The sequence below is a fragment of the Psittacicella melopsittaci genome, from assembly GCF_003585925.1.
Taxonomy (GTDB): Bacteria; Pseudomonadota; Gammaproteobacteria; order Enterobacterales; family Psittacicellaceae; genus Psittacicella; species Psittacicella melopsittaci.
This window is the reverse complement of sequence record NZ_NRJH01000045.1, coordinates 45,046-70,539: the sequence shown is the minus strand read 5'-3', so window position 1 is coordinate 70,539 and position 25,494 is coordinate 45,046. Positions and strand designations below refer to the sequence as shown.

Here is a 25,494-nt window from a genome sequence, read left to right as displayed (position 1 = left end):
TGCTTTATCCTAAGTTGTTTTGTTCTATTACTAAAGAGAGAATTGCTTGACGCATGTACATGCCATTTTTCATTTGGGTAAAGATACGAGATTTTGGTGCTTCTACCAGATCGCTATCTATTTCTACCCCGCGATTAACAGGAGCTGGGTGTAAAACTATAGCTCGCTCGTGGAGTTGAGCATAACGTTCTTGGCTTAAGCCATAGCCTTGGTGATAGGTGTCTTTGTCAAAGAGCACTTGACCGTCATGACGTTCGTGTTGTACGCGTAACATCATGCAAACATCAACTTGGCTAATAACTTGATCAAAATCTACTACTGGGCCGAGGGTTGGGTCAGTAAATTCAGGTGGGCAAACAAAAGAAACTTTTGCTCCCAGACGGGTGAGGGCATGGTAATTAGATCGAGCTACCCTTGAGTTTTTTATGTCGCCGACAATAACTATGTTTAAATCGGTAAAAGTACCAAATTGTTCATAGATTGTCATGAGGTCTAGCAGACATTGAGAAGGGTGTTCTCCCGATCCATCACCGCCAGAGATTACAGGAATGGAAAGGTTTTGTAGTTGGTGATAATACTCATTTTCGGGATGACGGATTACTAAAAGGTGGCAACCAATCATTTCGAGAGTTTTACAAGTATCATAAAGAGATTCACCTTTATTAACTGAGGAAGTAGAGCATTCGAAGTTAATTACATTTAATCCTAAATGCTTTTGGGCAACTTCAAAACTATGTTTGGTGCGCGTTGAATTTTCAAAAAATAAATTTGCAACATAGAGATCTGGACGTTGTATAGGTGCTTGCTCGCCATTTTTTAAAGCAAGAGCATGATTGATTAAAGCATAGATCTGTTCGTCAGTCAGATTTGCCATTTTGACAAGATTAAACATATTTAGTTCCCTCTTTTTGCTCATAAAAAAAGCACCCTGCTTTCGCAAGGTGCTTTTTAGCTTTGCCTTTAGAACCCTCTAGTGTAGACACACTAAGGGTTGGCTAAAATTTTTTGTTCCTTGCTGGCCTCTCTGGACCAATTTAAAAGAAAAATAGATTTTTTATACAATAGTAATTTTGTCTTCGCCGTCTACTTCTTGGAGATAAAGATTAATACTTTCTTTGCGTGAAGTAGGAATGTTTTTTCCGACAAAGTCCGCTCGAATTGGTAATTCACGGTGTCCGCGATCTACCATTACTGCTAGTCTAATTGCACCTGGACGTCCCGCATCCATGATAGCATCCATAGCTGAACGGATAGTGCGACCTGTATAGAGCACATCATCGACAATAATAATTGTTTTATGATGGAGGTCGCTAGAAAATGAAATGGTTTGTTCGCTTTCCCTCGTGCGATCACGGTCGTCACGATAAGGAGTTATATCTAAACCTTCTAATTTAACTTTTACGCCTTCGAATTTATAAATTAAATCCTGTAAGCGTTGAGCTAAAAATTCGCCTCGACGTTTAATGCCAACTAAGACAAGATTATCTAAGTCTGGTATTTTTTCCATAATTTCATGGGCAATACGCGTAAGCATACGTCTTATATCTTGAGGACTATAAAGAATTCTTTCTGCCATAGAGTTATGTTTTTTATTTTCTGGTAGAAAATTATACCACAGAAATAAAAAATTGCAAAAAAAATGAACTAGGCAAAGCACCTAGTTCATTTTGTACTATTCATTGATCATAATACGACTAATACGACCTTCAAGTTCTTCCTCTTTACGGATAGTCATAACTTCTACCCCGCCAGGAATAATTAAAAGTTGGTGTTCGTATTGCGCTGAATCTTTTTTATCACGCGTTACCGCAGTCCAACCGTCTTTTAAAGTACGATCACGCCAGTCACCTGCATTGATCATAGGCTCGATTGTAAATACCATGCCTTCTTCCATTTCCACATCCCAGTTATTTGGGTAGTGTAAAACTTCTGGAGCTTGGTGGAATTCATCACCTATACCATGACCTATATAAGAACGTACAATTGAAAAGCTATATGGAGCTACTACTTTGTGAATAGCATCACCGATTTCGTTGAATTTTGCGCCTGGCTTACATACGCGAATAGCTGCGTAAAGAGACTCTAAAGTAGCATCAACTAAATCTTGAGTACGTTTATTAGTTTCTCCACCAACTACATACATTTTTGAGTTATCGCCATAGTAGCCGTCTTTGATAACCGTAAGGTCAATGTTAATAATATCGCCCTCACGTAAAATTTGTTTATCGCTTGGAATACCGTGACAAATAACTTCGTTTACTGAAGTACAAATTGAGTTAGGAAAACCATGATAGTTTAAACATGCAGGAATAACTTTTTGTACATTCACCATATAGTCATGAGCAATACGGTCAAGTTCTAAAGTAGTTACACCTGGTTTAACAAATTGATCCATGTACTCAAGAGTTTGTGCCGCTATTTTACAAGCGATACGAATTTTTTCAATTTCTTCCGGAGAGTAAATTACAATACCATCCTTTCTTTTTGTACTCATTTGGATACCTTTATTATTTTTTATTTTGTTGAGCAATAAAAGTTTTAATTAGTTGTTCATACTCTCTAATTAAAGAGATAGCTTCGACATAGTCGGGATGACTTTGATTACGCCAAGAATATTCAAAGAAATAAGTAAAACCATCAATACTTTGGAAGACATCATATTGCTCTGAAGCTAAAGCAAGTAAAGCATAATCAATATAGATATGACTTAACCATTGTTCTGGCTTCATTTGATCTATACCAAAAGGTTCTTTGTATTGTCTTTGTTCTACAGTTAGATTTTGCGTATCAAACTGAGGCGATTGGTGTAAAAAGTCTTTGGTTTTTTCTAAGTGTTGCGTAATTTGTTGTTTTAAGTTTGACATAGGATTGCTCCTTAATAATTATGTTTGTGGTTATTATTTTAGCCATGTATGAACATAAGCTAGAGCTTCAACTAATTCATTAGCAGTTATATTATTAAATTTTTGTGAGTGAGCAAAAGCATTACGCAGTTGGTTTATTGTGGTTTTATCGGCAAAGTCTGGATAAATACTTTGCATAGCTTTTAAGCGTTCAACTATAGTTGGGGTAATAGTTGATAGTTGTAAGCTTTCAATGCCTTTGTTTTCTACTTGGAGAGCTTGTAAAGCTTCAACCATTACTGACATAAAGGTATCAAGTTGGGTTAGATAGATATCTAATTGTTTTGCCAGTAATTGTCTTTGTTCTGAACTACGATCAGCCAGAAGATTTTCAAAATATTTTACTTGTTGCATTAAGCCTTGGGCATTAAAGTTAGTAAAACTATTTAAATTGAATATCTCGCTAAAATATTCACAAAAGCCTGCAAGCTTAGTATCACAAATATTTTTTTCTAATTTTATTGCCGCTAAAGCAGGAGCGATAAAGCAGTGTTCAACATTATTACGATAATAGTTAAACTCAGCTAGAGCTTGCTTTTTAACTACCAGTTGAGACTCGGTTATAGAAGTAAAATTATCTGCACATACTTTAATTACATCGGCAAGAATTTTGTCACTTGGCGTTTGACAAATTGCATAGCCAGGATTAAATTCAATTGTATGCTTGAGAATATGTTGAAAAAATTCAATATCTTGGCTTAATTTTGCTCGGTCTAATTTACCGTCACTATTAAAAATAGCCGCCGAGAATAAAGCTTTATCAGAGATAGTAGCGTTACTATTAATAGAAATAGCTATATCGCGAGCCAAAGCATTTGAGGCATTTTCAAAACCTGCTTTGTCTAGCTTATTGCTAGCCATGTCCTCTTGCCAACTTGGCCAGTGCTCATTGAGGTAGTTACGAATATACAGAGGACGTGCAAAGTTTAAGTAAACTTGCCCTTGATACTTTAATTTAGAAAGATTTTTTAAAACTAAAAGAGCCGACTCTTTATTTTTCTTTTTCCCGAGCAGTTCTTGCACATAGGTTTTAGATTCAAAAACCTTATCATATGCAATAAACACAGGAACATAGTATTGATTTATCTCATTACTTTTGAGAAAACCACTCAGAGTCATATTTAACATTCCCGTTTTCGGAGTTAATAAGCGTCCTGTACGAGAACGTCCTCCTTCAATAAAAAACTCTACATCTTGCGTATTTTTAATAATTTCAGCAATGTAGGTTTTAAAAACTATTGAGTAGAGGTAGTTGTTAAAGCTACGACGTAAGAAAAAAGCACCACCGCGACGGAAAATTTTTCCTACAGGCCAGAAATTTAAGTTAATTCCTGCTGCTATTAGAGGTAGTTTTGTTGCCCCATATTCATTGAGAATATAGCTAAGTAATAAATAGTCTATGTGAGATCTGTGCGTTGGCACATAAGTTAAAGACACTTTATCTTGATTATAGACTAAATCAAGAACATTTTCTAAGCCACGAATTGTAATCCCTGAATAGAAACGATTCCATACTTTACTCAGAACAAAATCGTATTTTTTTAAGGTTGAAAAACGTGGATCGGCAGCGATTTCATCAATTATCTCACTTGCAGCTTGATATTGTTTTTGAAAGGCTGCAGTACTGGCAACAGGATCACTTTTGCCTTTTTTATTTTTTCCTATAGCTTCTTGTACTTGCGGATCAAGCAGTACCGCTTGACAAACTTCTTTACGTGATATTTTAGTTTGGTTACTATTACGACGAGCTAATACTGTGCGATATTGGTTACGTAAATAGTAAGCTAAAGAGTGAGCAAGAAAATCTAAGTCTTTGTCTTCTAAGTCAGTAATATATTCTGCGTGATTAAGTTTTTCTGCCGTAGCATGCACCAGACTTAAGTCGTTACAGTTAAAGCGACTTATATCAGTTGCCAGCATAATGCTAGTTAGATCACGTAAATTATACTGCGAATATAAAGTTAAAAACGAGAACTTGCGGAGCTTGATAAAGCTTTTAATGTTTAACCAAGTTTTACGCAGACCTGAAGCCTTAACGTGAATACTTGGCTTAGCTATAACATCGGTTCCCCATTGCGGATAGACAAAAACTAAATTAATTTGTTCTCCCAGAGCGTAGATTTTTCTTAAATCACTTTCTAGGTTAGGATGCATAGGGCTAGTTTCTGCCGTAATATACTCACCTTGTTGTAAAAATATTACAGGAGCTTGATTAAATTTACCATAACCTTGATGAGTAAGAAGATTGAGATCCCATGGGAGATTATGTTTTTTAACTGTTTGCTCTAAAGCTTGGAGAGCTAAGCTAGTGTCATAAGGTAAAACATAGATTACCTTTTGCTCAGAAGTTACTACACCTACGTCCTTTCGCACAATATCACGTAAGCGAGTTAATTTAAATAATAATCGTGACATAAAAAAGCAAATAAGAGAAAGAAGTTAATAAGCGAGCTTATTAACTTCTACAATTGGTTTTATTTATGACGCATCGCAGGGAAGAGGATTACATCACGAATTGAAGGTGAGTTAGAGAAGATCATTGCTAAACGGTCAATACCTAGACCTTCACCTGTAGTTGGTGGTAAGCCTTGTTCTAAAGCTTCAACAAAGTCTTCATCGTAATCCATAGCTTCATCATCACCGAGATCTTTTGCTTTTAATTGATCACGGAAACGTTGCGCTTGGTCTTGAGCGTCATTTAACTCTGAATAAGCATTACCAATTTCACGTCCGCCAATAAAGAACTCAAAGCGATCAGTAAAGAATGGATTTTCATCATTCTTACGAGCTAGAGGAGATACTTCTAATGGGTAAGAGTAAATGAAAGTTGGTTGAATTAAATGTTCTTCAGCTACAGCTTCAAATAATTCTGCAATGCAGCGACCGTGACCCCAAGATTTTTCTCTTTCAATACCACGTTCTTTTAATAAGCGTTCGCAAGTTGCTTCATCCATAATTTGCTCTTCAGTAATTTCTGGAGCATATTTACAGATAGCTTCGATCATGGTTAAACGAGCAAATGGACCTTTGAAGTTAAATACATAGTCGCCATAAGGAACATCTGTAGTGCCAAGAATATCTTGAGCTAAGCTTTCCAGTAATTCTTCGGTTAGGTTCATGTTGTCAAATACATTTGCATAAGCCCAGTACCATTCGATCATAGTAAACTCTGGGTTGTGACGTACAGATACCCCTTCATTACGGAAGTTACGGTTTAATTCAAATACTTTTTCAAAACCACCTACAACAAGACGTTTTAAGTATAACTCTGGAGCTATACGTAAATACATGTCCATGTCTAATGCATTGTGGTGGGTAATAAATGGACGAGCAGCAGCCCCACCTACTAAAGTGTGTAGCATAGGAGTTTCAACTTCTAAGAAACCGCGTGCTGTTAAGAAGTTTCTAATTCCTGAAATTAATTTAGAACGAATTTCAAAAGTACGACGACTGTCTTCGTTTACAATTAAGTCTAAATATCTTTTACGGTAACGAATTTCTTGATCTTCTAAACCGTGGAATTTATCAGGTAATGGACGTAAAGCCTTGGTTAAGATTTGGAAAAATGAGGCACGAATTGAAAGCTCGCCTGTTTTAGTTTTAAATACTTGACCTTCAATGGCAACTATATCACCTAAATCTGTGTAATCTTTAAAGTATTGGTAAACTTCTTCACCTAAAAGGTCTTTAGCTAAGTAAGCTTGGATTCTACCTTTGCCATCTTGAATACTAATAAAAGCAGCCTTACCCATTAAACGCTTGAACATTACACGACCAGCAATTTTTGCATGGTGTCCTGCCGCCTTTAATTCTTCTGCATCTACAGCATCATATTTTTCATGTAATTCACTTGAGTAGTGATCGCGTTTAAAAGTATTTGGGAATGCTACGCCACGTGCTCTTAATTCATCTAGTTTTTGGGCACGAGCTTCAAATTCATTAGCAATATCTAGGTTTTGATCTGACATAGGATTTGAAATAAGTTATAAGTTATAAAATACCAATAATAAGTTAGAAATATATCTAAGCAACTTATTATTTTACCATAATTTTAGTTAAATTTTCCAGTACTCCTACTGTACTCCTAACTTTAACTGCGCTTCAATAAATTTATCGAGATCCCCATTTAATACCGCGGTTGGATTAGAAGATTCTACTCCCGTACGCATATCTTTAATGCGCGAGTCATCTAAAACATAAGAGCGGATTTGAGATCCCCAAGCATTTTCTGATTTATTTTCTTCAAGGTTTTGTTGTTCGGCGCGACGCTTTTCCATTTCCATTTCGTATAAGCGAGATTTTAATTGCTTCATACAAATTTCACGGTTTTGGTGTTGGGAACGCGATTGTTGTGACTGCACAACTATGCCTGTAGGAATATGGGTAATACGTACTGCTGATTCTGTTTTATTTACGTGTTGTCCCCCAGCTCCCGATGAACGATATACGTCCATTTTTAAGTCAGCAGGATTGATTTCTACCTCAAAGCTATCATCGATTTCAGGATGCACATATACCGAAGCAAAAGAAGTGTGACGCTTGTTATTAGCATCAAAAGGACTTTTTCTTACTAAACGGTGTACTCCTGTTTCAGTACGTAAATAGCCGTAAGCGTATTCGCCCTCAATGTATAAAGTACATTGCTTAGTACCTGCAGTATCACCTGGTAAGCGGTCAATTTCGCTAACTTTAAAGCTATGGCTTTCTGCCCATTTGGTGTACATACGAATAAGCATGTCTACCCAGTCTTGTGCTTCGGTACCACCCGAGCCTGCATTAAAGTCAATATAGCAGTTTGCCCGATCATGCGGGTTATTGAACATAACTTTAAATTCAAGCTCTTCAATACTTTGTTGTACTTGCATGAGGTTTTGGTAAACCAGCGCCTCTTCTTCGCCAAGTTCAGTATAGAACTCTTTGTTTTCTTCGACTTGTTCTTGGGTTTGCTCCAGAACATTTACTACGGCTTCGAGACTAGATTTTTCCTTGCCTAGTTCAAGAGCATTTTGTGGATTGTCCCAGACTTTAGGATCGGCAAGAAGAAGGTTTACTTCTTCGAGGCGTTCTTTTTTATTGTCGTAGGCAAAGTAGTTTTTTAAGCTGGCAATACGAGCTAAAAGGTCATCGGCAATAGCGATTATATTAATATTGTCAAGCATAATTATTTATTCAGGGCAAATAATTTTTGGGCATTACTTAAAGTTTGAGCAGCAAATTGCTCTGGAGTTAAGCCATACATAGCTGCTACATAGTTAACTACATCGCGCGTGTAAGCAGGTTGATTTTCTTTACCTCTATGTGGCACAGGAGCTAAGTAAGGAGCATCTGTTTCGGTAAGAATACGTTCAACAGGTACTTGACGTAATACTTCACGCAGAGGCTCGGCATTTTTAAAAGTAGCTATGCCTCCTACGCCAATATGAAAGTCTAGAGCCAAAGCACGTTGGGCTATAGCTAAGTCTTCGGTAAAGCAGTGGATAACCCCTTTGCGTACGCCTGAAGCTTCGATCATATCTAGAGTAGTATGAGCTATATCCCCACGCGTGTGAATAATTACGGGTAAATCTAATTCTAAAGCTAGAGCAAGTTGTTGGGCAAAAACTTCTTTTTGGATATCAAGATGTTCTTTGGTCCAATAAGAGTCAAGACCTATTTCACCTACGGCAACTAGGCGTGGGTTCTCTTGAAAGTGTTGACGCATGCGAGCTATATCAAGAGGTTGCTCATGGGCATGGCTAGGGTGAATCCCTAACGCAAAGAAAATTTCTGGGAAAGTTAAATACTCTTCTTTAATTTCCTCATATTCATGTAGCTTACAAGATACATGGATAATTTGCTCGACATTACGAGCGTGGGCTTTTGCAATTACATCAGCAATGTCTTTATGTTCTTTTTCATAGTCAAGATAATTTAAATGACAGTGCGTATCTATAACATGCATTTTTTCTTCATCCTTAATTTTTTAATTTTTGCTCTTCAAGTTGTTGGCGGTAGAAAGTTTGAGCATCGCTTATATTCATGAGGCTATAGGCAAAGAGTGCAGTTAAGGAAGCAACTTTATAGGCTATGCCAAGAAGCGAACCTTCTACTCCAAGTTGAGGAGTAAAGAGTTTTAATTGTGTTTGTAAAACTAATAAGCGATCAACGAGATCATAAAGTTTTTCAACATCACTATCTTTTTGTAAATTTTGTTGAATATGTTCTACTGCCAAAGCAAAGGCAGAGTTTTGTTCAAAATTAATTACGGCGTCTAAAGCATCAAAAGTATCATTACTATTTAAGAAAAACTTTTTCCCCGCATAGGTTAAAGTCTTACTTAAAGCTTCAAGTTGCCAGATAAAAACTTCGCTGTCTTTACAATCAAAAGCAGCAACAAAATCATCAACCTCTAAATTAGAAAACAGTTGGAGAAGATGTTGGTTTAATTGTAAAAAGCTTCTAACAAAATTTTTCTCCTGCATTTTTAACATTAAGGCTGGTTGTCCTGGAGCCAGAGACTTTAAGTAAGAGCGTTCGGGTTGGTGTATTTCTTTTGCCGTGAGAAACTCTTCGATTTGCTCTTGGTCAGGTTGAGGTAAGTGTAAAACCAGACAACGTGAACGAATAGTAGGTAAAATTGAAAAACCAGCAGGTAAGCCAATTAAAAATACTGTATGAGGCGGTGGTTCTTCAAGAGTTTTTAACATGGCATTGGCAGGTTTAGTTCCTAGTTTAGAGGCATCTAAAATAGTTACCACATTTTGTGAGGAAATACTTGGCTCTAAACCTACGCGATCAATCATAGTTCTTACTGTGTCAATGCTAATAGCCTTGCTAGGATCATCGAGATGTAAATCAAAAAGATCGGTATTAGATTTTAAGCTATAAGCCTGACAAGCCCGACACTTTCCACAAGCTTCTCTAAGCTCATGATTTTGGTTTTCTTTACAGAGTAAAAATTGGCTAAAGCGAGCAATTAATTCTTCTTGTCCTATATCTCCATCAAATACTAGCAAGTAGGCATGATGAAGCTTATTCGCATGATAGGAGTCGACTAAAAAATCATAAGTTTTTTGTAGCCAAGGATACATTATTTTTACCTAGTTAAGTTGTAAAGATGCTAAAGTTTGTACAAAGAGTTCTCTTACTTCTTGTTCCGAAAGTTGGGCATTGAGAATAACTAAATAAGTCCCTTGGGCATTTTGATAAACTTCGACCTCGTTTGCTTTGCTAGCTTCTACATAAGCTAAATTGGTAATTGCTTGGGCTTGAGCTTTAAAGTTTTCGAGGTAAAGATTATAGCCAGCTTCGGTACGTTGATAGAACTGATCGCCTTTAGCTTCCATATTATCATGAGCACGTACGGCTCCTGAACGAGCTAAGCCAACACGATAATCTACTTTAGCGTAGAGAATAACATCGATTTTTTGTTGACAATAGATTTGTTTAACCGTTTGCTCAAAGTAGTCGACACTAATATTTGCTGGATAAGCCTGGTAGGCAAAAGAAGAAATATAGCTTCGATCCGAGAGCACGATTTTATTATCTTTTAAAGCAGGAATTACTTTTTGATTAAGTAATTCGGTACGTGAAGCCATAAAAAGAAAAAGTTCGGTTAAAGCTTGGAGCTTATGTTTACTATTGAGCAAAAGATAACGAATTTCTTCACCAAATTCAGTTGAACCTGGTTCACGAACCGAAAAGGTATTAGTTAGTTGCTCTTCTAACCAATCTTTTAAACTAGTTTTGCCTGAACCATCCAAACCTTCAAGGACAATATACTTACCTTGATAGTTATCTTGGATAATTTCAATTAGACTTTTAAGGACCATTTTTACTTATAAGTGTTACGATATTCTTGATTAAATTTATTTACATTTTTTAGATGGTCGTTGTAATTAGTGGCAAAAGCATGCTTACTTTCCCCAAAAACAGCCATAAAATATAAATAATTAGTATCTGCTGGTTGAGCTGCTGCCATGAGACTTGCCTTACTTACCATAGCTATAGGAGTTGGCGGTAAGCGGTCAATAGTATAGGTATTATATGGGGTAGGAGTAGTCAGGTCACGACGGGTAATATTCCCATTGTACTTGTCGCCCATACCATAGATTACCGTTGGGTCAGCTTGCAACTTCATGCCAATTTTTAAGCGGTTATTAAATACCGAAGAGATTAAATTTGCTTCTTGGTCATTACCTTTTTCTTTCTCAATAATCGAAGCGAGAATTAAAAGTTCATAAGGGTTTTTTGCCTGACTTAAAGCATTACGTGAGTTCCATGCTTCATTTAGATTTGCCATTAACTCTTGATTTGCTAACTTTAAGGCAGTAGAAACATTTGCTTGGTAGTTAATAATATATGTGTTAGGCGAAAAATAGCCTTCTAAAGAAGTAAAATTTTGGTCACCAGCAATAGGTTGCAGATCAAGTTTAGTAATAATTTGTTGCGTAGTTAAGCCTTGGAGATCATTGTTAGTTCTAGCATCTAAAGTGGTTAAATACTCTTGCCATTGCTTCCACGTACGACCAGGAATAAGTCTTATACTTGCAGTCATCCCCTTGCCTGAATTAATAATCTCGAGAGCTTGGTTGAGGTTACGTGCCTCTTTTAAGTCATAGTAAGAGATTTTTAAATCATGATATTCAGGATGTAAATAAATATATAATCTTACTCGCCAACTACTTTCATTACCAATTAAGCGTGTAATTACGCGAGTTAAGTTATCTCCACGTACTACTTCAAAAGGAACTTGGTTATTAATTAAGCGTGTTTTACCTAGATTTAAAGCATAGTTATATGCCATATATCCCGAGGCAAAAGCTAAAAGAAGTAGGGAAAAGAGAAAAATAATAATCTTTTTCATAAAAGTCTAGTCTTATTATTTAATATTTAATTTGCGTTTAAACACGTAACAGGTTAAAGCATATAAAGCAACCATTACCACGCAAAGTAAGGCAAAGTATAGGTAAAGAGGAACATTTAAAGTTTGCACATTAATCATCCCATATCTAAAACTATCGACAATATAGGTCAGAGGATTGATGTGACTTATGTACTTTAAAGCTGAGGGAATTTGCGAAATATCGTAGAAAATTCCCGAAACATAAATTAGAGGCGTAATAATAAAAGTTAGAGCAAAGTTTAATTGCTCCCAGCTGTGCGAGAGCACACCATTGATTAAGCCTAAAAAAGTAAACATAGCTATAGTAATTAAAGCTATACCTAGGACAATCCAGATGTGACTTATAGGAGCAAAGCCAACAAGGCACGAACCTAAAAGATAGATAGCGAGGCTAATAAAACCTACTCTAATTAAGCTCGCAAAGTACACGCCTAAAATAATTGTGTGGACGCGAATTGGAGCTACCTGAAAATCGGTTAAAGTTTTTGAGTACTTATGTAACATAATAAAGTAGGAGCCTTCGTCATAGCTCGTATTGATTATGTTCATAATAATAAAGCCAGAAAGAATATAAATTCCATAATTAACTCCAGCTGTTTGCCCGATAATGCTTCCGAGCAGTACTCCAAAAACTATAATATAAAGGAACGAGTTAACTATTGGATTAAAAATATTTTCAATCCACTCGGCGAGGTTACGCGTAACTTCTTGAATTAGAATTGAAATTAGAGAATGAGCTACGATGCCATGTTTACTTCTTTTTTGCATCATTTGCAAGTAGTTCTTCTTTTGCAAGATCTCTAATTTTTTTAAATCCTTGGCACCAAAATGAGAAAATAAATTCATAGTAACTAATGAGTAAATAAAGCCAATGTCTAGACATTGGCTTAGTTATGTTCTTCAAATCGCATAAAGATTCTTTCTAAACGATTTTGGGAGTTACGTAAAGATTGAATCGTAATTCCTAATGAATCTAAGTAGTTAAAACATTTGGAAATACTGATTTCTTTATTAATAAGTATGTCTAGAGTAGTATTATTATCTCTAAGTTTAAACTGCACCCCTGGAAAATTTAACTCTTGATCCTTATAACCAGAAATATCTAGCGTATATTGGTCATCTTCTTCTGAAGTAATTAAAGCCTTCATGCTAGTATTTACTTTAATTTCCCCTTGCTTAATAATGGCAATGTTTTTACATAAATACTCAGCTTCTTCAAGATAGTGGGTAGTTAAAATAACCGTAATGCCAAGGTTATTAATTTCTTGGAGGAAATCCCACATTTCTCTTCTTAAGGCAACGTCAACCCCTGCGGTAGGCTCATCGAGAATAAGCAGTCTTGGGTTATGCATTAAAGCCTTGGCAATCATGTAACGTCTTGCCATACCCCCAGAAAGTTCGCGGGTAGTATTTTGGGCTTTATCTAAAAGATTCATTTTATCTAGCCAATAAAGACCGCGAATTTTTGCTTCATGGAAAGGGATGCCATAGTATCCACCTTGGATAATTAAGCCTTCGAGCAGGTTAGAGTTAGTATCATAAATAATTTCTTGTGATACTACGCCAAGAAAGTTTTTGCAGGCAACGACATTTTTATCAAGATCCTCACCAAAAACTTTAACTGTTCCTGAAGTTTTACTAATAATAGAGCTAACAATATTAATTGTGGTAGATTTACCAGCTCCATTGTGTCCTAACAGAGCAAAGAAGTCTCCTTCTTTTATTTTTAGGTTAACATTCTTTAGAGCTTGGAAACCATTATCGTAAACCTTAGTTAGGTTTTCTATTTCTAAAGCGTATTTAGTCATTAAAAATCCTTGTTTTAACGTATTTCTAAACTTAAAACTGCCTGTATTATATCATTTAAAGTTCTAATTCTTAAAAATAATTATGATTATAATCGGAATCAGTTTATAATAAATCAACGTCTTTTTTTCTCTGACTATTAAGTAAAATAATGACCCTTATTAAAAGAATTTCGCAAATTTTAATTACCTCTACCCTGGTAGTTACTTTAGCTGCCTGTACTACCCGCATGCCTGATGTGGCACAAGAGCCAGTTAGCGTAGTTGTTGGTAGTGAAAATATTAGTTTTAGCCAAAACCAAGCGGCTTTAGCTCGAATCCAGTCTTTAGATCTAAATGGTCAAGTGGGAATAATTACCAGCCAAGATCGAACATCAACCACCTTTACTTTTTCTTCTTTAGCCAATGGTGACTATAGTGTGAATTTAAATATTCCTTATACTGCACGCCAAGCTAGTCTAAAGAAAGTAAACGCACGCTATTTTTATAGCGAGGGTGGAAAAACCTACACGGCAAATAACGAACAAGAGTTTTCTAAGGCTTTATTTGGCTTTGCAGTTCCTTTAACCGTACTAAATAAAATTGTGCTAGGTATCCCTTTAGATCCTAGCAATGCTGTAGTAAGAGGTAATGTTCTTGCTTCACAAGTTTATGATGGAAATACTTTAATAACTTATGGCGACTATCGTCTGTTGGATAATAAGTATTTAGTTCCATTTGCAATAAGTATTCAACGTGAAAGCGATAGTATTCGTATTCGTCTTCTCGAACCTTATACTTATGTTGCTAACTAACAAAAGAAACACCTGCGAGCTGTGCTCGCAGGTGTTAATGTTTGTAGATACAAAGCTTCTCTCGGGTTCAATTTTTGCAACTACAAACTGGTCGAATTTGCCACTTTTGTAAGAGGCAAATAGGTCTTATCTAAATACCATTCCCCCATCAGTGAGAATAGTTTGTCCAGTAATATAATCTGAATCAGAAGAAGCTAAGAAAGACACTAGTTTAGCTACATCATCTGGAACTTGTGGGCGACCAACAAGGATATCTTTGGTAAAAGTATTCCATGCTTGTTTTGGTTCCCAACCATTGTGATCAACAAAAGCTTGGTCAATACGATCCCACATAGCTGTAGCAGCTACACCTGGACAGTAAGCATTTACGGTAATATTGTACTTAGAAAGCTCTTTTGCTGTCGAGTGGGTAAAGGATCTTACCGCGTGTTTTGAAGCGCAGTATAGAGATAGCATTTCGTAAGATTCATGTCCAGCAATTGAACATGCGTTAATGATTTTTCCGCCTGTAGCTTGGTTTTTCATAACTGCAGCTGCAGCTTGGGTACCAAATACTACCCCTTTAACGTTTACATCAAAAACTAGATCGAATTTTTCTGAAGTAATTAATTCAAAAGGTTCTACAGATTCAATCCCGGCATTGTTAATAAATACATCTACCGAACCAAAAGCTTCAACAGCTTTTTGCACAAGGTTTTCCTGATCTTCTTTTTTTCTTACATCACCTGTAACTGCAGTTACACGATAGCCTTTTTCAGTAAATTCATTATGAGTAATAGAAAGAAGCTCTTTGTTAATGTCATGGAGAACAATTGCAAAACCATCTTCGGCAAGACGTAAAGCTATAGCTTTACCTAAACCACCTGCTGAACCTGTAATTACTGCTACTTTTTGTGACACTTTTGACACTCCTTGTAATAGTTAATAAAGTAAATTGTAAAGTTTTAATATAGTAAGTTTTAGTTAAAAAAGTAAGTATAGTTAAGTTGTTGTGCTGAATTTTTTCTTAATTTTATTATATTAATTTTTTTATTTTTTGATACTCAAAATGTTCAAAATGAGTCGTAGGTCACATTTTTTCTTTAAGTTTTGATTGTTTTTGATCAAAATTGCTAAAGGAAAAGCCTAGAGTTTAAAAAACTCTAGGCTTAATTGCAATTATAAGACGGGGATAAATTAATCGTTATTCAACTTTTAAACGATTCCAATAGCTGTTTAAAAGATTTAAACGAGATGTAGGTACATTATTCATAATCGCTTTTTGGTAAATTTCAGGCGATGGGAATAATGCTGGATCATTTTGCCATTCTTCTGGCATTAAAGCTTTAACCTTGCTGTTTGAAGTTTGGAAGCCCATTTCTTCTACAATTCTCAGAGCTATATCTGGTCTTAAAATGAAGTTAATGAACTCATATGCCCCAGCAACATTTTTTGCTTTAGCAGGGATAGCAAAGTTATCAATCCAAAGAATAGAACCTTCTTTTGGATAAACTACTTTAATATTTGGGTTGCCTTCTAGATGTGCTCTAAAAGCCGAACCTGTCCAAATCATACCTATGCTAGATTGTCCTTCTACATAAGGAACTTCTGGTGAGTCAGAGTTATATTGTACTACTTTAGGAGATAACTCTTGTAATTTATTATATGCCTGTTCGATTTGCTCATCTGTAGCGTTATTAGGATCATAACCTAGAGCTAAAAGAGCCACGGAGAAATTGTCTAGTACGTCATTTAAAAGAGTAAGACTAGTGTATTGTGGTTTCCATAGATCGTTCCAGCTAGTTACTTTGCTAATATCGTAAGTGTTAGTATTTACGGCAAGAGTAGTAAAGCCGTAAGTGTAAGGAACAGAATATTCGTTATTTGGGTCGTATTCACGACCTAATAATTCAGGGAGAACATTGTCCATATTAATCTTGCTTTTATCTAGCTTACGTAAGTAGCCTTCATCTTTGAGAAGATTTACATAGTAACTAGAAGGGAAGATTAAATCATAACCTTCTCCCTTAACAAGCTTTAGCTTTGAGTATAACTCCTCGTTGCTTTCGTAAGTCGAGTAACGAACCTGAATGCCAGTCTCTCTTGTAAATTGTCTTAAAACGTCAGAAGGGATATATTCCGTCCAGTTGTATACGTATAAAACTCTACCTGGTTTTTCATCGGCTGCATAAGCATTGCTAAGATTAGATAAAGAAAAAAGTGAAACCCCAAAAACAGCTAGTGCCTTTGTTAGAAGTGATTTTTTCAATTTATAAAACCTCGAAGTTGTGCCTAGGGGCTACCTAGGGATGAATGTAAAGTTATGTTTTATAATTGCAAAATATTATTATACTATATTTTTAAGAAAAATAAAAAAGAACTCCCTAAAATTGCTTTAGGGAGTTAGTTGTATTAATCGTTTTCAAAGTTAGGGTCGTCACTTACACCATAGTGGTCACATACAACTTTAGTGAAGTAGATATCCCCTGAAGAGTTAACTGCTGTTTCAACTGAGTCTTGAACTACACCAATTAGGAAACCAATACCGATCATTTGTGCTGAGATTTCAGGTGGTACACCAAATAATGAAGCTGCAATAGGAATCATTAATAAAGAACCACCAGGCACACCAGAACAACCAATAGCACATAAAGCTGCTACAACACAAGCTAATAGTGCTGTTAAGTAGTGAATTTCGATACCTAGAGTACGTGCAAGAGTAATCGATAGAACGGTAATTGTAGCGGCAGCTGCCGTTAAGCTGATATTAGCTCCTAATGGAATAATAAACGCTGAAACACTACGAGGAATGCCAAAGTTATCAGCTGCTTTTAAGTTTACTGGAATGTTTGCTGCTGATGAACGTGAGAAGAATGCTGGAACCCCAGACACTACTAAACATTTAAATAAAGTAGGGTATGGATTTTTTCTCGTAAAGTAAAAACCTACTAACGGGTAGAATACTAACGCGATAATAGAGTAGATTACTAATAGTAAAAGAATTAATTCACCATAGCGAGCTAATTCACCAATACCGTGGTTAGTTAATACATCTGAGAAAATACCAAAAACACCAATTGGCACTAATTGTACAATCCAACCAACTACACGACCTGTAGCGTCAGCAATTTCAAAAAGAATATCTTTGACATTTTGTTTACAAAAACGGAAAGCAATACCAAAGAATACTGACCAAGTTAATAAAGCCATGAAGTTTGAATCAACTAAAGCTTTAACTGGGTTTTCGAACATACGTAAGAATTGAGTTTCTACTACTTCTAACGCACTTTGTTCTTTAGCTAATTGAATGCTTGAACCGTCTACGCCAGTTAAGTTGATTTGAATTGCAGGGGCAAATAAAGTAACAGCTGCAGAGATACATGCTGAAATTAAAGTAGCTGTAATATATACAATTACAATAGCACGAATGATTTTATTAGTCCCTGAATCAGCACGGATAATAGCTGCAATTAAGAGGATAAATACTAGGAAAGGTGCAATTGAACGTAATAGAGTAATAAATAATTGCCCTAGAATGGCAGCTTTACTAGATAAAGTAGGGATTAAATAATAACACACTAGTGCCAAAATAATGGCAACAAGAATACGCAGAATTAGGCTTCCGCGAAACAAATAAGAAAAAGGCTTTAACATTAGAATAACCTCGCTAAACAGAAAATAATTATTAAACTGATAATAGTTATAGACTGCAAAATGAACAAGGATCTTGATTAATGTATACAATAGGAAAAGCCGTTACTACAAACAACAGCTGATACATTTATTCTAGTAACTTCACTAGAATCACCCAAGAAAATATAATGGTCTTAAGATAAGATCTTATTCTTTCTACAAAAGTAATGGTCTTTTAATTTACCCGACGATGCGTACATAGGGCTACAGCACGCAAAATGCTCTCCATTTTACTTAAAGCCCTATCGACAGCATTTAGTAATCCTAGGTCTTCCATACAAGCGGCGGGGGCTAAGATTAGAAATATTCCTTTTCTATGTTTTTTCCTAAGGGTAATATTTCTGCTGTACTTAAATTAAAAGCTGACATGTATATATTGTCAAACTGTTGTTATGGAGTGAATTAATACAATTAATTATATTTTACCCTAAGAAGATACGAAAATAAAATACTTAAAAGAGCAAAATTGCATTTAAAAAGCGAGATAGCTAAATAAATATTTTAATTTGCTTAAAAATTATTATATAATAATGACCGATCTCGATATTAAAAAGTCCCATATAGAGTGTCTCCTATATGTAATATTTATTCTTTTTAATTTTTTATTATATTGGAGTTCTAACGTGGCTAATATCAAATCTGCTAAAAAACGTGTAATTACATCAGAAAAACGTCGTAAACACAACCAATCTTTACGCTCAATGATGCGTACTCACATCAAAAAAGTATACGCTTTAGTTGAAGCTAAAGATGTAGACGGTGCAAAAGCAGCTTTTGTTGAAATGCAAAAAGTTGTTGACCGTATGGCGTCTAAAAACTTAATTCACGCTAACAAAGCAGCAAACCACAAATCTAAATTAGTAGCTCGTATCCGTGCTACTGAAGCTGCTTTAGCTGAAGAAGCTAAATAATTTCGTGTAATTTCATTAGATTGATATCACGTGTTAAGTTTTTTCTTAACAAAAAAGGCAAACAGTTAATTCTGTTTGCCTATTTTTTTGCTAAAAAATTAAGGTGGATTATTTAATCCACCTTAATTTTGTTTGTTAGATTTTTTTCACTTGAGCAATATTGAATAATAAAGTAATACCATTATCTAAGGTAACACGTACTTTATCACCAATTACTTCTTTAACGGTACCTTCTTTATTGCCACCAGCAATAACTTTTTGCCCTACATTAAAGTTAGGGTGTGGTCTGCCACGACGGTCGTTTGGTTTGCCACCAAAGCGTTTAGGACCAAAGCCTGGTTTTTTGTTGAAGCCTGGTTTTCTCCCAAAAGATGGCTTGCGTGCAGGCTTAGCTGGGCGAAGGCTTTGACGGTGATATTCTAACTCTGATTCGTCAAGATCTTGTACCGCTTCCCCTTGTAAGTTGAAACGTTTTTTGTATTTTAAAGCTGAGGCATGGTATGCGTCATTTCTAATATAGCTCGCTAAGAATTGACGAATAGCCGATTTGCGTAATGGACCTTCTTCAGTTACGTGTTGGAAAAGCTCTTTATGCACGTCTACTGCTAAAGGTTTTGGATGAATGCGATCAAATGCATTAGGGTATAAAGCTTTTAGTTCATTGTAAGTTAAATCTAAACGTTCACGACGTAGTTTTTTATCTTCTAAAGCTTTTAGTTCTTTAGGTGACAGTGGACGACGTGAAGCTGGCTTTCTAAAATTAGGACGACCGCCGTTACCTTTAGGTTTAAAACCCGAACGCGGTGGTCTACTGCCAGTTGAAGATGATTTGTAACCAGTGCTTGGACGAGAGTATCCTTCAGATTGTCGATTTGCTAATGCAGATTTCTTAGGTGTTATGGCCTTTATAGCACTAATTTTCTTTTCGTTTGACATATTAATTAATCCTTAGGTTGCTAAGTATCAGTATCCAAGCAGCTTATTTAGTGTGTAAAATGATGAAAATTTATTATAAAAATTGGATACTTAAATCAAAGAGATGTTGATTTTTAAATATAAAGTTCTAATTTATTTAAAGACTCATGTCTAGTTGAGATAGGCAATACTATAAAATATAGGCTAAAATAATTATGCTATCTTATTAGATTATACCCATAAAAAAATTTTTTTTCTATGCCAAATTAAATTTATTTTAGATTTTTAAGATCATCGCTATCTAAACTTGCAGTTAAGCGTAATTGTCGGATATAACAGCCTAAGCCACGTGCCCATTTTTGCATAAATCTATGCCAAGGGTTTTGTGGAAGTTTTAGCAAATTGGCAGGTAAATTTGGAGCTACAGCCCAAGAGCTTCTAATAAAGGCAATGTCAGGAGTCGTATTACCATAAGCCAGAGTAAAAATGTCATTAGCTAAGCGAGCTAAAGTCGGAATCTTACCTAGTTTTTGCATAGTGCTCACACGGATTAAAAAAGCACTGGTTGCAAAGCTCGAGTCATAGCGTTTAACAAAAAAGTAGCTATCTAAGAGTTTGTTATAGCGAGCATAGGCACGTTTATAATCATACTCAGGATAATAATCTGGACTAAAAATAATATTAGCTATATCACCAAGTTGGTTATTTTTGCCAATATATCTTTGTGTGTGATTGTAGAGTTCATCGAGATCTGAGCGAGCTTCGTGCTTACTTTCTTGTTGCAGTTGTAATAAACTGTGACGTAAAAAGTTTTCATGACTAGGTTCGCTAAGGCAAACAATTTCCGGAGTAATTTTAAACTTACTAAAAAAGCGAAGTTTATTAAAAAAGTTAGGGTGTAAAATAGCATACTTATCTAACACCAATACCCATTCATCTTTTCTTGTCTCTAGATCTAGAGTGCTTAGGCTGTCTTCAATATATTGCTTAAGTAGATCATCCGAAATTTGTTCTTTTTGAGCTAGAGAAAGAGCTGTTTTATAAATGCTATCTTCTTGCTCTTGCCAATCGATAAATGAGCTTTCGCGCCACTGGAGTTTATTTGCTTGACCAAGAATTTGGTAGAGTTTATAAAAATAACGACTACGGTTAATATCTTCTTGGCTAAGAGGATTTTGATAAAGGTCATTACTTTTAGCAAAAGGAATGGTATTTAAGTCTACATCCTCTAAAAGTTGATCGCCGTCAATAAAAGGAATATTGAGCTTAAGGAGCTTTTGCTTAATAGTTGTTAAACGCTGTTCAAGCCAATTTGGCTCGAAAAGTAAAGCAAGTTGTTCGCGTTCGCTTTGGGGTAAAAATTGGAGGTTATTAATAAAAACAACTTTCATAATTAAAATAATAGGGTGAGTTTAAATAAATTTCTTTACCTCATTATTATAAAGTAAAGGGGCAAAAAAGGGAAAAGACTTACAAGACCTATATCCCCTCTTACTTTAGCCCAGCTTACTTTAAGTTAATAAAAAAAACTCCGTCGCGTTATATTAGTCTTAATAATCAATAGATTAAGTAAAATTTTTGTAAAAGAATTTGCAATCATTTTTTTTATTTGCTATAATTTCCCGCAGATATTAATATGTATCCGAAACGAAAAATCGAATTTCAGATAAATAGACATTACTAGAAAGTGGTTATACATCAAGAAGATAGGAAATCACCTCTTTTAGTTATTTATAAAGTATTAGTATCTCCATATGTAACATGATAAAAATGAGAGTAGTTACATATGTGGTTATGCAAGGAAAAATATTATCAATCACTATCTTGCACTGGATTAGCGGATAAGCCCGATTGTATGAAACAATCTCTTATCTATACTTTGAGTTGTTCGTTGAATATAACTAGACCAAAGTATCGACTAGCTTACAAGAAAGTATACAACTTTCTCCATTTATATATTTATTTGCTCTCTCATGGTAAGCGTCTTTTATCACTAGGTTATTAACTTAGTGGCAAAAGAATTTAGTCAGAGTATTGCTAAAAAGTTAGTAAATACCTCTTAAGCTAATCTGACACCCCTCAATCGCAGGGGCAATATTGTATACTTACCTCGTGTTCTTCTAGGCACATTGAGGTAAGGTTCTGTATGTGTTTAATTTTTAATTAATTGGAGCTCTGGGTTAAATGTCTAACCAAAAAAGAATCCGTATCCACTTAAAGGCTTTCGATCACCGTTTAATCGAACAGTCAACAAAGGATATTATTGAAACAGCAAAACGTACTGGCGCACAAATTCGTGGTCCTTTCCCTTTACCTACTCGTAAAGAACGTTTTACTGTACTGATTTCTCCACACGTGAATAAAGATGCACGTGATCAATATGAAATTCGTACTCACAAACGTGTAGTTGATATCGTAGAGCCAACTGAGAAGACTGTAGATGCTCTTATGCGTCTAGATTTAGCTGCTGGTGTGGAAATTAATATCAGTTTAGACTAATTTTATTTGACGTAAATTAAAGAGGATTAGAAACAATGATCGGTTTATTAGGTCGTAAAGTTGGAATGACTCGTATCTTCACACCTGAAGGTCAATCAATTCCAGTAACTGTAATTGAAATTGAAAAAAATAGCGTAACTCAAGTTAAAACAAATGAAACTGATGGTTACAACGCTATTCAAGTAACAACTGGTTCTAAAAAAGCATCACGCTTAAACAAACCTGAAAAAGGTCACTTTGCGAAAGCAGGTGTTGAAGCTGGTCGCTTATTACGTGAATTCCGTGTTGACAATGCAGCAGAATATACTGTTGGTCAAGAAATCACTGTAGAAGTATTTGCTGAAGTTAAAAAAGTTGATGTAACTGGTACTTCAAAAGGTAAAGGTTACGCTGGTACTGTTAAACGCCACAACTTCCGTACTCAAGACGCTACACACGGTAACTCATTATCACACCGCGTTCCTGGTTCTATTGGTCAAAACCAAACTCCAGGTCGTGTATTCAAAGGTAAGAAAATGTCTGGTCACATGGGTGACGAGCGTGTTACAGTTCAAAACCTTGAAGTAGTACGTGTTGATGCTGAGAACAACTTATTATTAGTACGTGGTGCTATCCCAGGTGCTAAAAATGGTAACGTTGTTGTTAAACCTTCTGTAAAAGTAAAAGCTTAAGTCTGGAGTAACTATAAATGGAATTAACATTAGTAAATGGTCAAGGTTCTATTAGTGTATCAGAATCAGCTTTTGACGTTGCATTCAACGAAGCACTAGTGCACCAAGTAGTAGTTGCATACCAAGCGGGAGCTCGTCAAGGTTCTCGTGCGCAAAAAACTCGTGCACAAGTAAACGGTTCTAACAGAAAGCCTTGGAGCCAAAAGAAAACTGGTAACGCTCGTGCTGGTGACCGTAAAGGCCCATTATGGCGTTCAGGTGGTGTGACATTTGCTGCTCGTCCGCAAGATCACAGCCAAAAAGTAAACAAAAAAATGTACTGGGGTGCATTACGTTGCATCTTCTCTGAGTTAGTTCGTCAAGATCGTTTAGTGGTAGTGGATGATTTAACTCTTCAATCTCACAAAACTAAAGAATTAGTATCAACATTAAAAGGTTTAAATTCAGAAAACGTTTTAATTATTGATAGTAAATTACAAACTAACCTTTACTTAGCTTCAAGAAACTTATACTCAGTTGGTTACATCTTAACTGACGAAGTAGATCCAGTTTCACTAATTTCATATGAAAAAGTATTAGTAACAAAAGAAGCTGTAAAAGATCTTGAGGAGATGTTAAAATAATGTCTAACAATTCACGTTTACAGTCAGCTATTAAGTACACTATTTTTACTGAAAAAGCAGCAAAACTTCAAAGTGAAAAAGGTGTTCTAACTTTTGTTGTTGATAAAAGAACTAACAAAGTTGAACTAGCTCAAGCTGTTGAAGCTGTGTTAGGTGTAAAAGTTAAATCTATTAACATTCTTAATGTTAAAGGTAAAACTAAATACCGCGGTAACCGTAAAGGTCGTCGTAGCGATTTCAAAAAAGCTTATATCACTCTTCCAGCAGATGCTAACTTAAATCAAATCGAATCTGCTATTGAGTAAGGAAAGGAACTAAATAAATGGCTATTGTTAAATGTAAGCCGACCAGCCCAGGTCGCCGCCACGTTGTAAAAGTAGTTAACCACGAATTACACAAAGGTAAACCTTTTGCAGCTTTAGTAGAGCCTTTAAAACGCACTGGTGGCCGTAATAATTTTGGTCGTATCACAACTCGTCACATTGGTGGCGGTCACAAAAAATCATACCGTTTAATCGACTTCAAACGTCTTAAAGATGGTATCCCAGCTAAAGTTGAACGTTTAGAATATGATCCAAACCGTTCTGCAAATATCGCATTAGTATTATATGCAGATGGTGAGCGTCGTTATGTATTAGCACCTAAAAACTTAAAAGTAGGTGATACAATCGTATCTGGTGCTGACGCAGAGATCAAAGTAGGTAACACTTTACCTATGCGTTCTATCCCAGTAGGTACAACAGTTCACAACGTTGAATTAAAACCTGGTAAAGGTGGTCAATTAGCGCGTGCAGCTGGTTCATATGTTCAAATCATCGCTCGTGAAGGTAAATACGTAACTCTACGTGTACGTTCAGGCGAAATGCGTAAAGTATTAGCTGAATGTCGTGCGACAATCGGTGAAGTTGGTAACGCAGAACACATGTTACGCGAATTAGGTAAAGCTGGTGCATCTCGTTGGAGAGGTATCCGTCCTACAGTTCGTGGTACTGCAATGAACCCAGTAGATCACCCGCATGGTGGTGGTGAAGGTAAAAACTTCGGTAAACACCCAGTTACACCTTGGGGCGTTCAAACTAAAGGTAAGAAAACACGTCACAACAAACGTACTGATAAATTCATTGTACGTCGTCGTGATAAATAATAATTAACACTTAAAAGAGGTAAATCCTATGCCACGTTCTCTCAAGAAAGGTCCTTTCATTGACCTACACTTGCTGAAGAAGGTAGAAAAAGCAGTGGAAACGAACGATCACAAACCAATTAAAACTTGGTCACGTCGTTCAACAATCTTCCCAGATATGATCGGGTTAACCATTGCTGTTCACAACGGACGTCAACACGTTCCAGTATTAGTATCTGATGAAATGGTTGGTCACAAACTAGGTGAGTTCGCACCTACTCGTACTTACCGTGGACACGCAGCTGATAAAAAAGCTAAGAAAAAATAATTAGGAGATAGAACATGACTACTAAATATGAATCACGTGCTATCTTACGTAACGCTCGTACATCAGCTCAAAAAGCGCGTTTAGTATGTGATTTAATCCGCGGCAAATCAGTGGAAGAAGCTACTTACATTTTACGCTACACTCCACGTAAAGCTGCTAAAATGATCGGTAAACTACTTGCTTCTGCAGTAGCTAATGCTGAAAACAATCAAGGTTTAAGTGACGTTGGTACATTCAAAGTTGCGACAATCTTCGCTGATGAAGGTCCAACAATGAAACGTATTATGCCTCGTGCGAAAGGTCGTGCGGATCATATTCGTAAACGTACTGCTCACATCACTTTAGTAATCGCAAAATAAGGTAACG

The 25,494-nt window shown here is 35.9% G+C and carries 27 protein-coding genes; 9 read left to right on the top strand and 18 right to left on the bottom strand.

Annotated features, from left to right (window positions below; all coding sequences use genetic code 11):
• Window positions 1-4: 4 nt before the first annotated feature.
• From CJP74_RS05435 to CJP74_RS05375, 13 genes are all read right to left on the bottom strand, one after another.
• Window positions 5-916, bottom strand: a complete 912-nt coding sequence (locus CJP74_RS05435) for an aspartate carbamoyltransferase catalytic subunit (protein WP_245958044.1) — start codon at window positions 914-916, stop codon at window positions 5-7.
• Window positions 917-1,054: 138 nt separating this feature from the next.
• Window positions 1,055-1,576 carry a bifunctional pyr operon transcriptional regulator/uracil phosphoribosyltransferase PyrR gene (gene pyrR, locus CJP74_RS05430; protein WP_119497264.1) on the bottom strand — a complete coding sequence of 174 codons (522 nt, stop codon included), beginning with the start codon at window positions 1,574-1,576 and terminating at the stop codon, window positions 1,055-1,057.
• A 96-nt stretch (window positions 1,577-1,672) separates the two neighbouring features.
• Window positions 1,673-2,494 carry a type I methionyl aminopeptidase gene (gene map, locus CJP74_RS05425; RefSeq protein WP_119497275.1) on the bottom strand — a complete coding sequence of 274 codons (822 nt, stop codon included), beginning with the start codon at window positions 2,492-2,494 and terminating at the stop codon, window positions 1,673-1,675.
• A gap of 13 nt (window positions 2,495-2,507) precedes the next feature.
• A complete protein-coding gene (locus CJP74_RS05420) occupies window positions 2,508-2,864 on the bottom strand; it encodes a YqcC family protein (RefSeq protein WP_119497263.1) in 357 nt (118 codons plus the stop codon).
• A 33-nt stretch (window positions 2,865-2,897) separates the two neighbouring features.
• On the bottom strand, window positions 2,898-5,318 hold the full coding sequence (locus CJP74_RS05415; RefSeq protein ID WP_119497262.1) for a 1-acyl-sn-glycerol-3-phosphate acyltransferase: 2,421 nt from the start codon (window positions 5,316-5,318) through the stop codon (window positions 2,898-2,900).
• 59 nt (window positions 5,319-5,377) lie between these two features.
• Window positions 5,378-6,871 (bottom strand): lysine--tRNA ligase, encoded by a 1,494-nt coding sequence (lysS, locus tag CJP74_RS05410; protein ID WP_119497261.1) that lies wholly within the window; start codon window positions 6,869-6,871, stop codon window positions 5,378-5,380.
• A 105-nt stretch (window positions 6,872-6,976) separates the two neighbouring features.
• Complete coding sequence (gene prfB, locus CJP74_RS05405) at window positions 6,977-8,062, bottom strand: peptide chain release factor 2 (RefSeq protein WP_119497260.1); 1,086 nt, start codon at window positions 8,060-8,062, stop codon at window positions 6,977-6,979.
• Window positions 8,063-8,064: 2 nt separating this feature from the next.
• Window positions 8,065-8,844: a TatD family hydrolase gene (locus CJP74_RS05400; RefSeq protein ID WP_119497259.1), complete on the bottom strand. Its 780-nt coding sequence runs from the start codon at window positions 8,842-8,844 to the stop codon at window positions 8,065-8,067.
• 13 nt (window positions 8,845-8,857) lie between these two features.
• Window positions 8,858-9,973, bottom strand: a complete 1,116-nt coding sequence (locus CJP74_RS05395) for a hypothetical protein (RefSeq protein ID WP_119497258.1) — start codon at window positions 9,971-9,973, stop codon at window positions 8,858-8,860.
• A 9-nt stretch (window positions 9,974-9,982) separates the two neighbouring features.
• Window positions 9,983-10,714, bottom strand: coding sequence for a dTMP kinase (gene tmk, locus CJP74_RS05390; RefSeq protein ID WP_119497257.1), 732 nt, complete (start codon window positions 10,712-10,714; stop codon window positions 9,983-9,985).
• Between the two features lie 2 nt (window positions 10,715-10,716).
• Window positions 10,717-11,748, bottom strand: coding sequence for an endolytic transglycosylase MltG (gene mltG / locus CJP74_RS05385; RefSeq protein ID WP_119497256.1), 1,032 nt, complete (start codon window positions 11,746-11,748; stop codon window positions 10,717-10,719).
• Window positions 11,749-11,763: 15 nt separating this feature from the next.
• Window positions 11,764-12,558: an ABC transporter permease gene (locus tag CJP74_RS05380; RefSeq protein WP_222986955.1), complete on the bottom strand. Its 795-nt coding sequence runs from the start codon at window positions 12,556-12,558 to the stop codon at window positions 11,764-11,766.
• 116 nt (window positions 12,559-12,674) lie between these two features.
• A complete protein-coding gene (locus tag CJP74_RS05375) occupies window positions 12,675-13,595 on the bottom strand; it encodes an ABC transporter ATP-binding protein (RefSeq protein ID WP_119497254.1) in 921 nt (306 codons plus the stop codon).
• A gap of 149 nt (window positions 13,596-13,744) precedes the next feature.
• Here CJP74_RS05375 and lolB point away from each other — a divergent pair, with 149 nt between their 5' ends.
• Window positions 13,745-14,386, top strand: coding sequence for a lipoprotein insertase outer membrane protein LolB (lolB, locus tag CJP74_RS05370; protein WP_119497253.1), 642 nt, complete (start codon window positions 13,745-13,747; stop codon window positions 14,384-14,386).
• 126 nt (window positions 14,387-14,512) lie between these two features.
• Here lolB and CJP74_RS05365 read toward each other — a convergent pair whose 3' ends face one another.
• From CJP74_RS05365 to sstT, 3 genes are all read right to left on the bottom strand, one after another.
• Window positions 14,513-15,286, bottom strand: coding sequence for an acetoin reductase (locus CJP74_RS05365; RefSeq protein ID WP_119497252.1), 774 nt, complete (start codon window positions 15,284-15,286; stop codon window positions 14,513-14,515).
• A 283-nt stretch (window positions 15,287-15,569) separates the two neighbouring features.
• Window positions 15,570-16,634 carry an ABC transporter substrate-binding protein gene (locus tag CJP74_RS05360; RefSeq protein WP_119497251.1) on the bottom strand — a complete coding sequence of 355 codons (1,065 nt, stop codon included), beginning with the start codon at window positions 16,632-16,634 and terminating at the stop codon, window positions 15,570-15,572.
• A 143-nt stretch (window positions 16,635-16,777) separates the two neighbouring features.
• Window positions 16,778-18,019, bottom strand: a complete 1,242-nt coding sequence (gene sstT, locus CJP74_RS05355) for a serine/threonine transporter SstT (RefSeq protein WP_119497250.1) — start codon at window positions 18,017-18,019, stop codon at window positions 16,778-16,780.
• 662 nt (window positions 18,020-18,681) lie between these two features.
• On the opposite strand from sstT, the gene rpsT reads away from it, so the two are divergent.
• Entirely contained in the window at window positions 18,682-18,969 is a 288-nt protein-coding gene (gene rpsT / locus CJP74_RS05350) for a 30S ribosomal protein S20 (RefSeq protein WP_119497249.1), read from the top strand.
• Between the two features lie 135 nt (window positions 18,970-19,104).
• On the opposite strand, the gene CJP74_RS05345 is transcribed toward rpsT, so the two are convergent.
• Together CJP74_RS05345 and CJP74_RS05340 are read right to left on the bottom strand one after the other, a co-directional pair.
• Window positions 19,105-19,905 carry a ProQ/FINO family protein gene (locus CJP74_RS05345; RefSeq protein WP_119497248.1) on the bottom strand — a complete coding sequence of 267 codons (801 nt, stop codon included), beginning with the start codon at window positions 19,903-19,905 and terminating at the stop codon, window positions 19,105-19,107.
• A gap of 251 nt (window positions 19,906-20,156) precedes the next feature.
• Complete coding sequence (locus tag CJP74_RS05340) at window positions 20,157-21,275, bottom strand: hypothetical protein (protein WP_119497247.1); 1,119 nt, start codon at window positions 21,273-21,275, stop codon at window positions 20,157-20,159.
• A 793-nt stretch (window positions 21,276-22,068) separates the two neighbouring features.
• Here CJP74_RS05340 and rpsJ point away from each other — a divergent pair.
• From rpsJ to rplV, 7 genes are read left to right on the top strand one after another with little or no spacing between them, the layout of a single operon-like run.
• A complete protein-coding gene (gene rpsJ, locus CJP74_RS05335) occupies window positions 22,069-22,383 on the top strand; it encodes a 30S ribosomal protein S10 (protein ID WP_119497246.1) in 315 nt (104 codons plus the stop codon).
• Between the two features lie 35 nt (window positions 22,384-22,418).
• Window positions 22,419-23,054: a 50S ribosomal protein L3 gene (gene rplC / locus CJP74_RS05330; protein WP_119497245.1), complete on the top strand. Its 636-nt coding sequence runs from the start codon at window positions 22,419-22,421 to the stop codon at window positions 23,052-23,054.
• Window positions 23,055-23,071: 17 nt separating this feature from the next.
• Window positions 23,072-23,677 (top strand): 50S ribosomal protein L4, encoded by a 606-nt coding sequence (gene rplD, locus CJP74_RS05325; RefSeq protein WP_119497244.1) that lies wholly within the window; start codon window positions 23,072-23,074, stop codon window positions 23,675-23,677.
• The gene (rplW, locus tag CJP74_RS05320; RefSeq protein ID WP_119497243.1) at window positions 23,677-23,982 is read left to right on the top strand and encodes a 50S ribosomal protein L23; all 306 of its coding nucleotides are present in this window, start codon (window positions 23,677-23,679) and stop codon (window positions 23,980-23,982) included. The genes rplD and rplW overlap by 1 nt, the downstream gene beginning before the upstream one ends.
• Window positions 23,983-23,999: 17 nt before the next feature.
• Window positions 24,000-24,821, top strand: coding sequence for a 50S ribosomal protein L2 (gene rplB / locus CJP74_RS05315; RefSeq protein WP_119497242.1), 822 nt, complete (start codon window positions 24,000-24,002; stop codon window positions 24,819-24,821).
• A gap of 28 nt (window positions 24,822-24,849) precedes the next feature.
• Window positions 24,850-25,128, top strand: a complete 279-nt coding sequence (gene rpsS / locus CJP74_RS05310; protein WP_119497241.1) for a 30S ribosomal protein S19 — start codon at window positions 24,850-24,852, stop codon at window positions 25,126-25,128.
• 14 nt (window positions 25,129-25,142) lie between these two features.
• Window positions 25,143-25,487 carry a 50S ribosomal protein L22 gene (gene rplV / locus CJP74_RS05305; protein WP_119497240.1) on the top strand — a complete coding sequence of 115 codons (345 nt, stop codon included), beginning with the start codon at window positions 25,143-25,145 and terminating at the stop codon, window positions 25,485-25,487.
• The last annotated feature ends 7 nt before the right edge of the window (window positions 25,488-25,494 follow it).

Bases quoted from the DNA above. Each gene is read 5' to 3' on its own strand.
- prfB (WP_119497260.1), bottom strand. From the start codon at position 8,062: ATGCTTGACAATATTAATATAATCGCTATTGCCGATGACCTTTTAGCT.
- tmk (WP_119497257.1), bottom strand. From the start codon at position 10,714: ATGGTCCTTAAAAGTCTAATTGAAATTATCCAAGATAACTATCAAGGT.
- rplW (WP_119497243.1), top strand. From the start codon at position 23,677: ATGTCTAACAATTCACGTTTACAGTCAGCTATTAAGTACACTATTTTT.
- rplC (WP_119497245.1), top strand. From the start codon at position 22,419: ATGATCGGTTTATTAGGTCGTAAAGTTGGAATGACTCGTATCTTCACA.
- rpsS (WP_119497241.1), top strand. From the start codon at position 24,850: ATGCCACGTTCTCTCAAGAAAGGTCCTTTCATTGACCTACACTTGCTG.
- CJP74_RS05340 (WP_119497247.1), bottom strand. From the start codon at position 21,275: ATGAAAGTTGTTTTTATTAATAACCTCCAATTTTTACCCCAAAGCGAA.
- CJP74_RS05395 (WP_119497258.1), bottom strand. From the start codon at position 9,973: ATGTATCCTTGGCTACAAAAAACTTATGATTTTTTAGTCGACTCCTAT.
- lysS (WP_119497261.1), bottom strand. From the start codon at position 6,871: ATGTCAGATCAAAACCTAGATATTGCTAATGAATTTGAAGCTCGTGCC.
- lolB (WP_119497253.1), top strand. From the start codon at position 13,745: ATGACCCTTATTAAAAGAATTTCGCAAATTTTAATTACCTCTACCCTG.
- pyrR (WP_119497264.1), bottom strand. From the start codon at position 1,576: ATGGCAGAAAGAATTCTTTATAGTCCTCAAGATATAAGACGTATGCTT.
- rplB (WP_119497242.1), top strand. From the start codon at position 24,000: ATGGCTATTGTTAAATGTAAGCCGACCAGCCCAGGTCGCCGCCACGTT.
- rplD (WP_119497244.1), top strand. From the start codon at position 23,072: ATGGAATTAACATTAGTAAATGGTCAAGGTTCTATTAGTGTATCAGAA.
- CJP74_RS05435 (WP_245958044.1), bottom strand. From the start codon at position 916: ATGAGCAAAAAGAGGGAACTAAATATGTTTAATCTTGTCAAAATGGCA.
- CJP74_RS05345 (WP_119497248.1), bottom strand. From the start codon at position 19,905: ATGTCAAACGAAAAGAAAATTAGTGCTATAAAGGCCATAACACCTAAG.
- rplV (WP_119497240.1), top strand. From the start codon at position 25,143: ATGACTACTAAATATGAATCACGTGCTATCTTACGTAACGCTCGTACA.
- CJP74_RS05420 (WP_119497263.1), bottom strand. From the start codon at position 2,864: ATGTCAAACTTAAAACAACAAATTACGCAACACTTAGAAAAAACCAAA.
- mltG (WP_119497256.1), bottom strand. From the start codon at position 11,748: ATGAAAAAGATTATTATTTTTCTCTTTTCCCTACTTCTTTTAGCTTTT.
- CJP74_RS05380 (WP_222986955.1), bottom strand. From the start codon at position 12,558: ATGATGCAAAAAAGAAGTAAACATGGCATCGTAGCTCATTCTCTAATT.
- sstT (WP_119497250.1), bottom strand. From the start codon at position 18,019: ATGTTAAAGCCTTTTTCTTATTTGTTTCGCGGAAGCCTAATTCTGCGT.
- CJP74_RS05400 (WP_119497259.1), bottom strand. From the start codon at position 8,844: ATGCATGTTATAGATACGCACTGTCATTTAAATTATCTTGACTATGAA.
- map (WP_119497275.1), bottom strand. From the start codon at position 2,494: ATGAGTACAAAAAGAAAGGATGGTATTGTAATTTACTCTCCGGAAGAA.
- CJP74_RS05375 (WP_119497254.1), bottom strand. From the start codon at position 13,595: ATGACTAAATACGCTTTAGAAATAGAAAACCTAACTAAGGTTTACGAT.
- rpsJ (WP_119497246.1), top strand. From the start codon at position 22,069: ATGTCTAACCAAAAAAGAATCCGTATCCACTTAAAGGCTTTCGATCAC.
- CJP74_RS05415 (WP_119497262.1), bottom strand. From the start codon at position 5,318: ATGTCACGATTATTATTTAAATTAACTCGCTTACGTGATATTGTGCGA.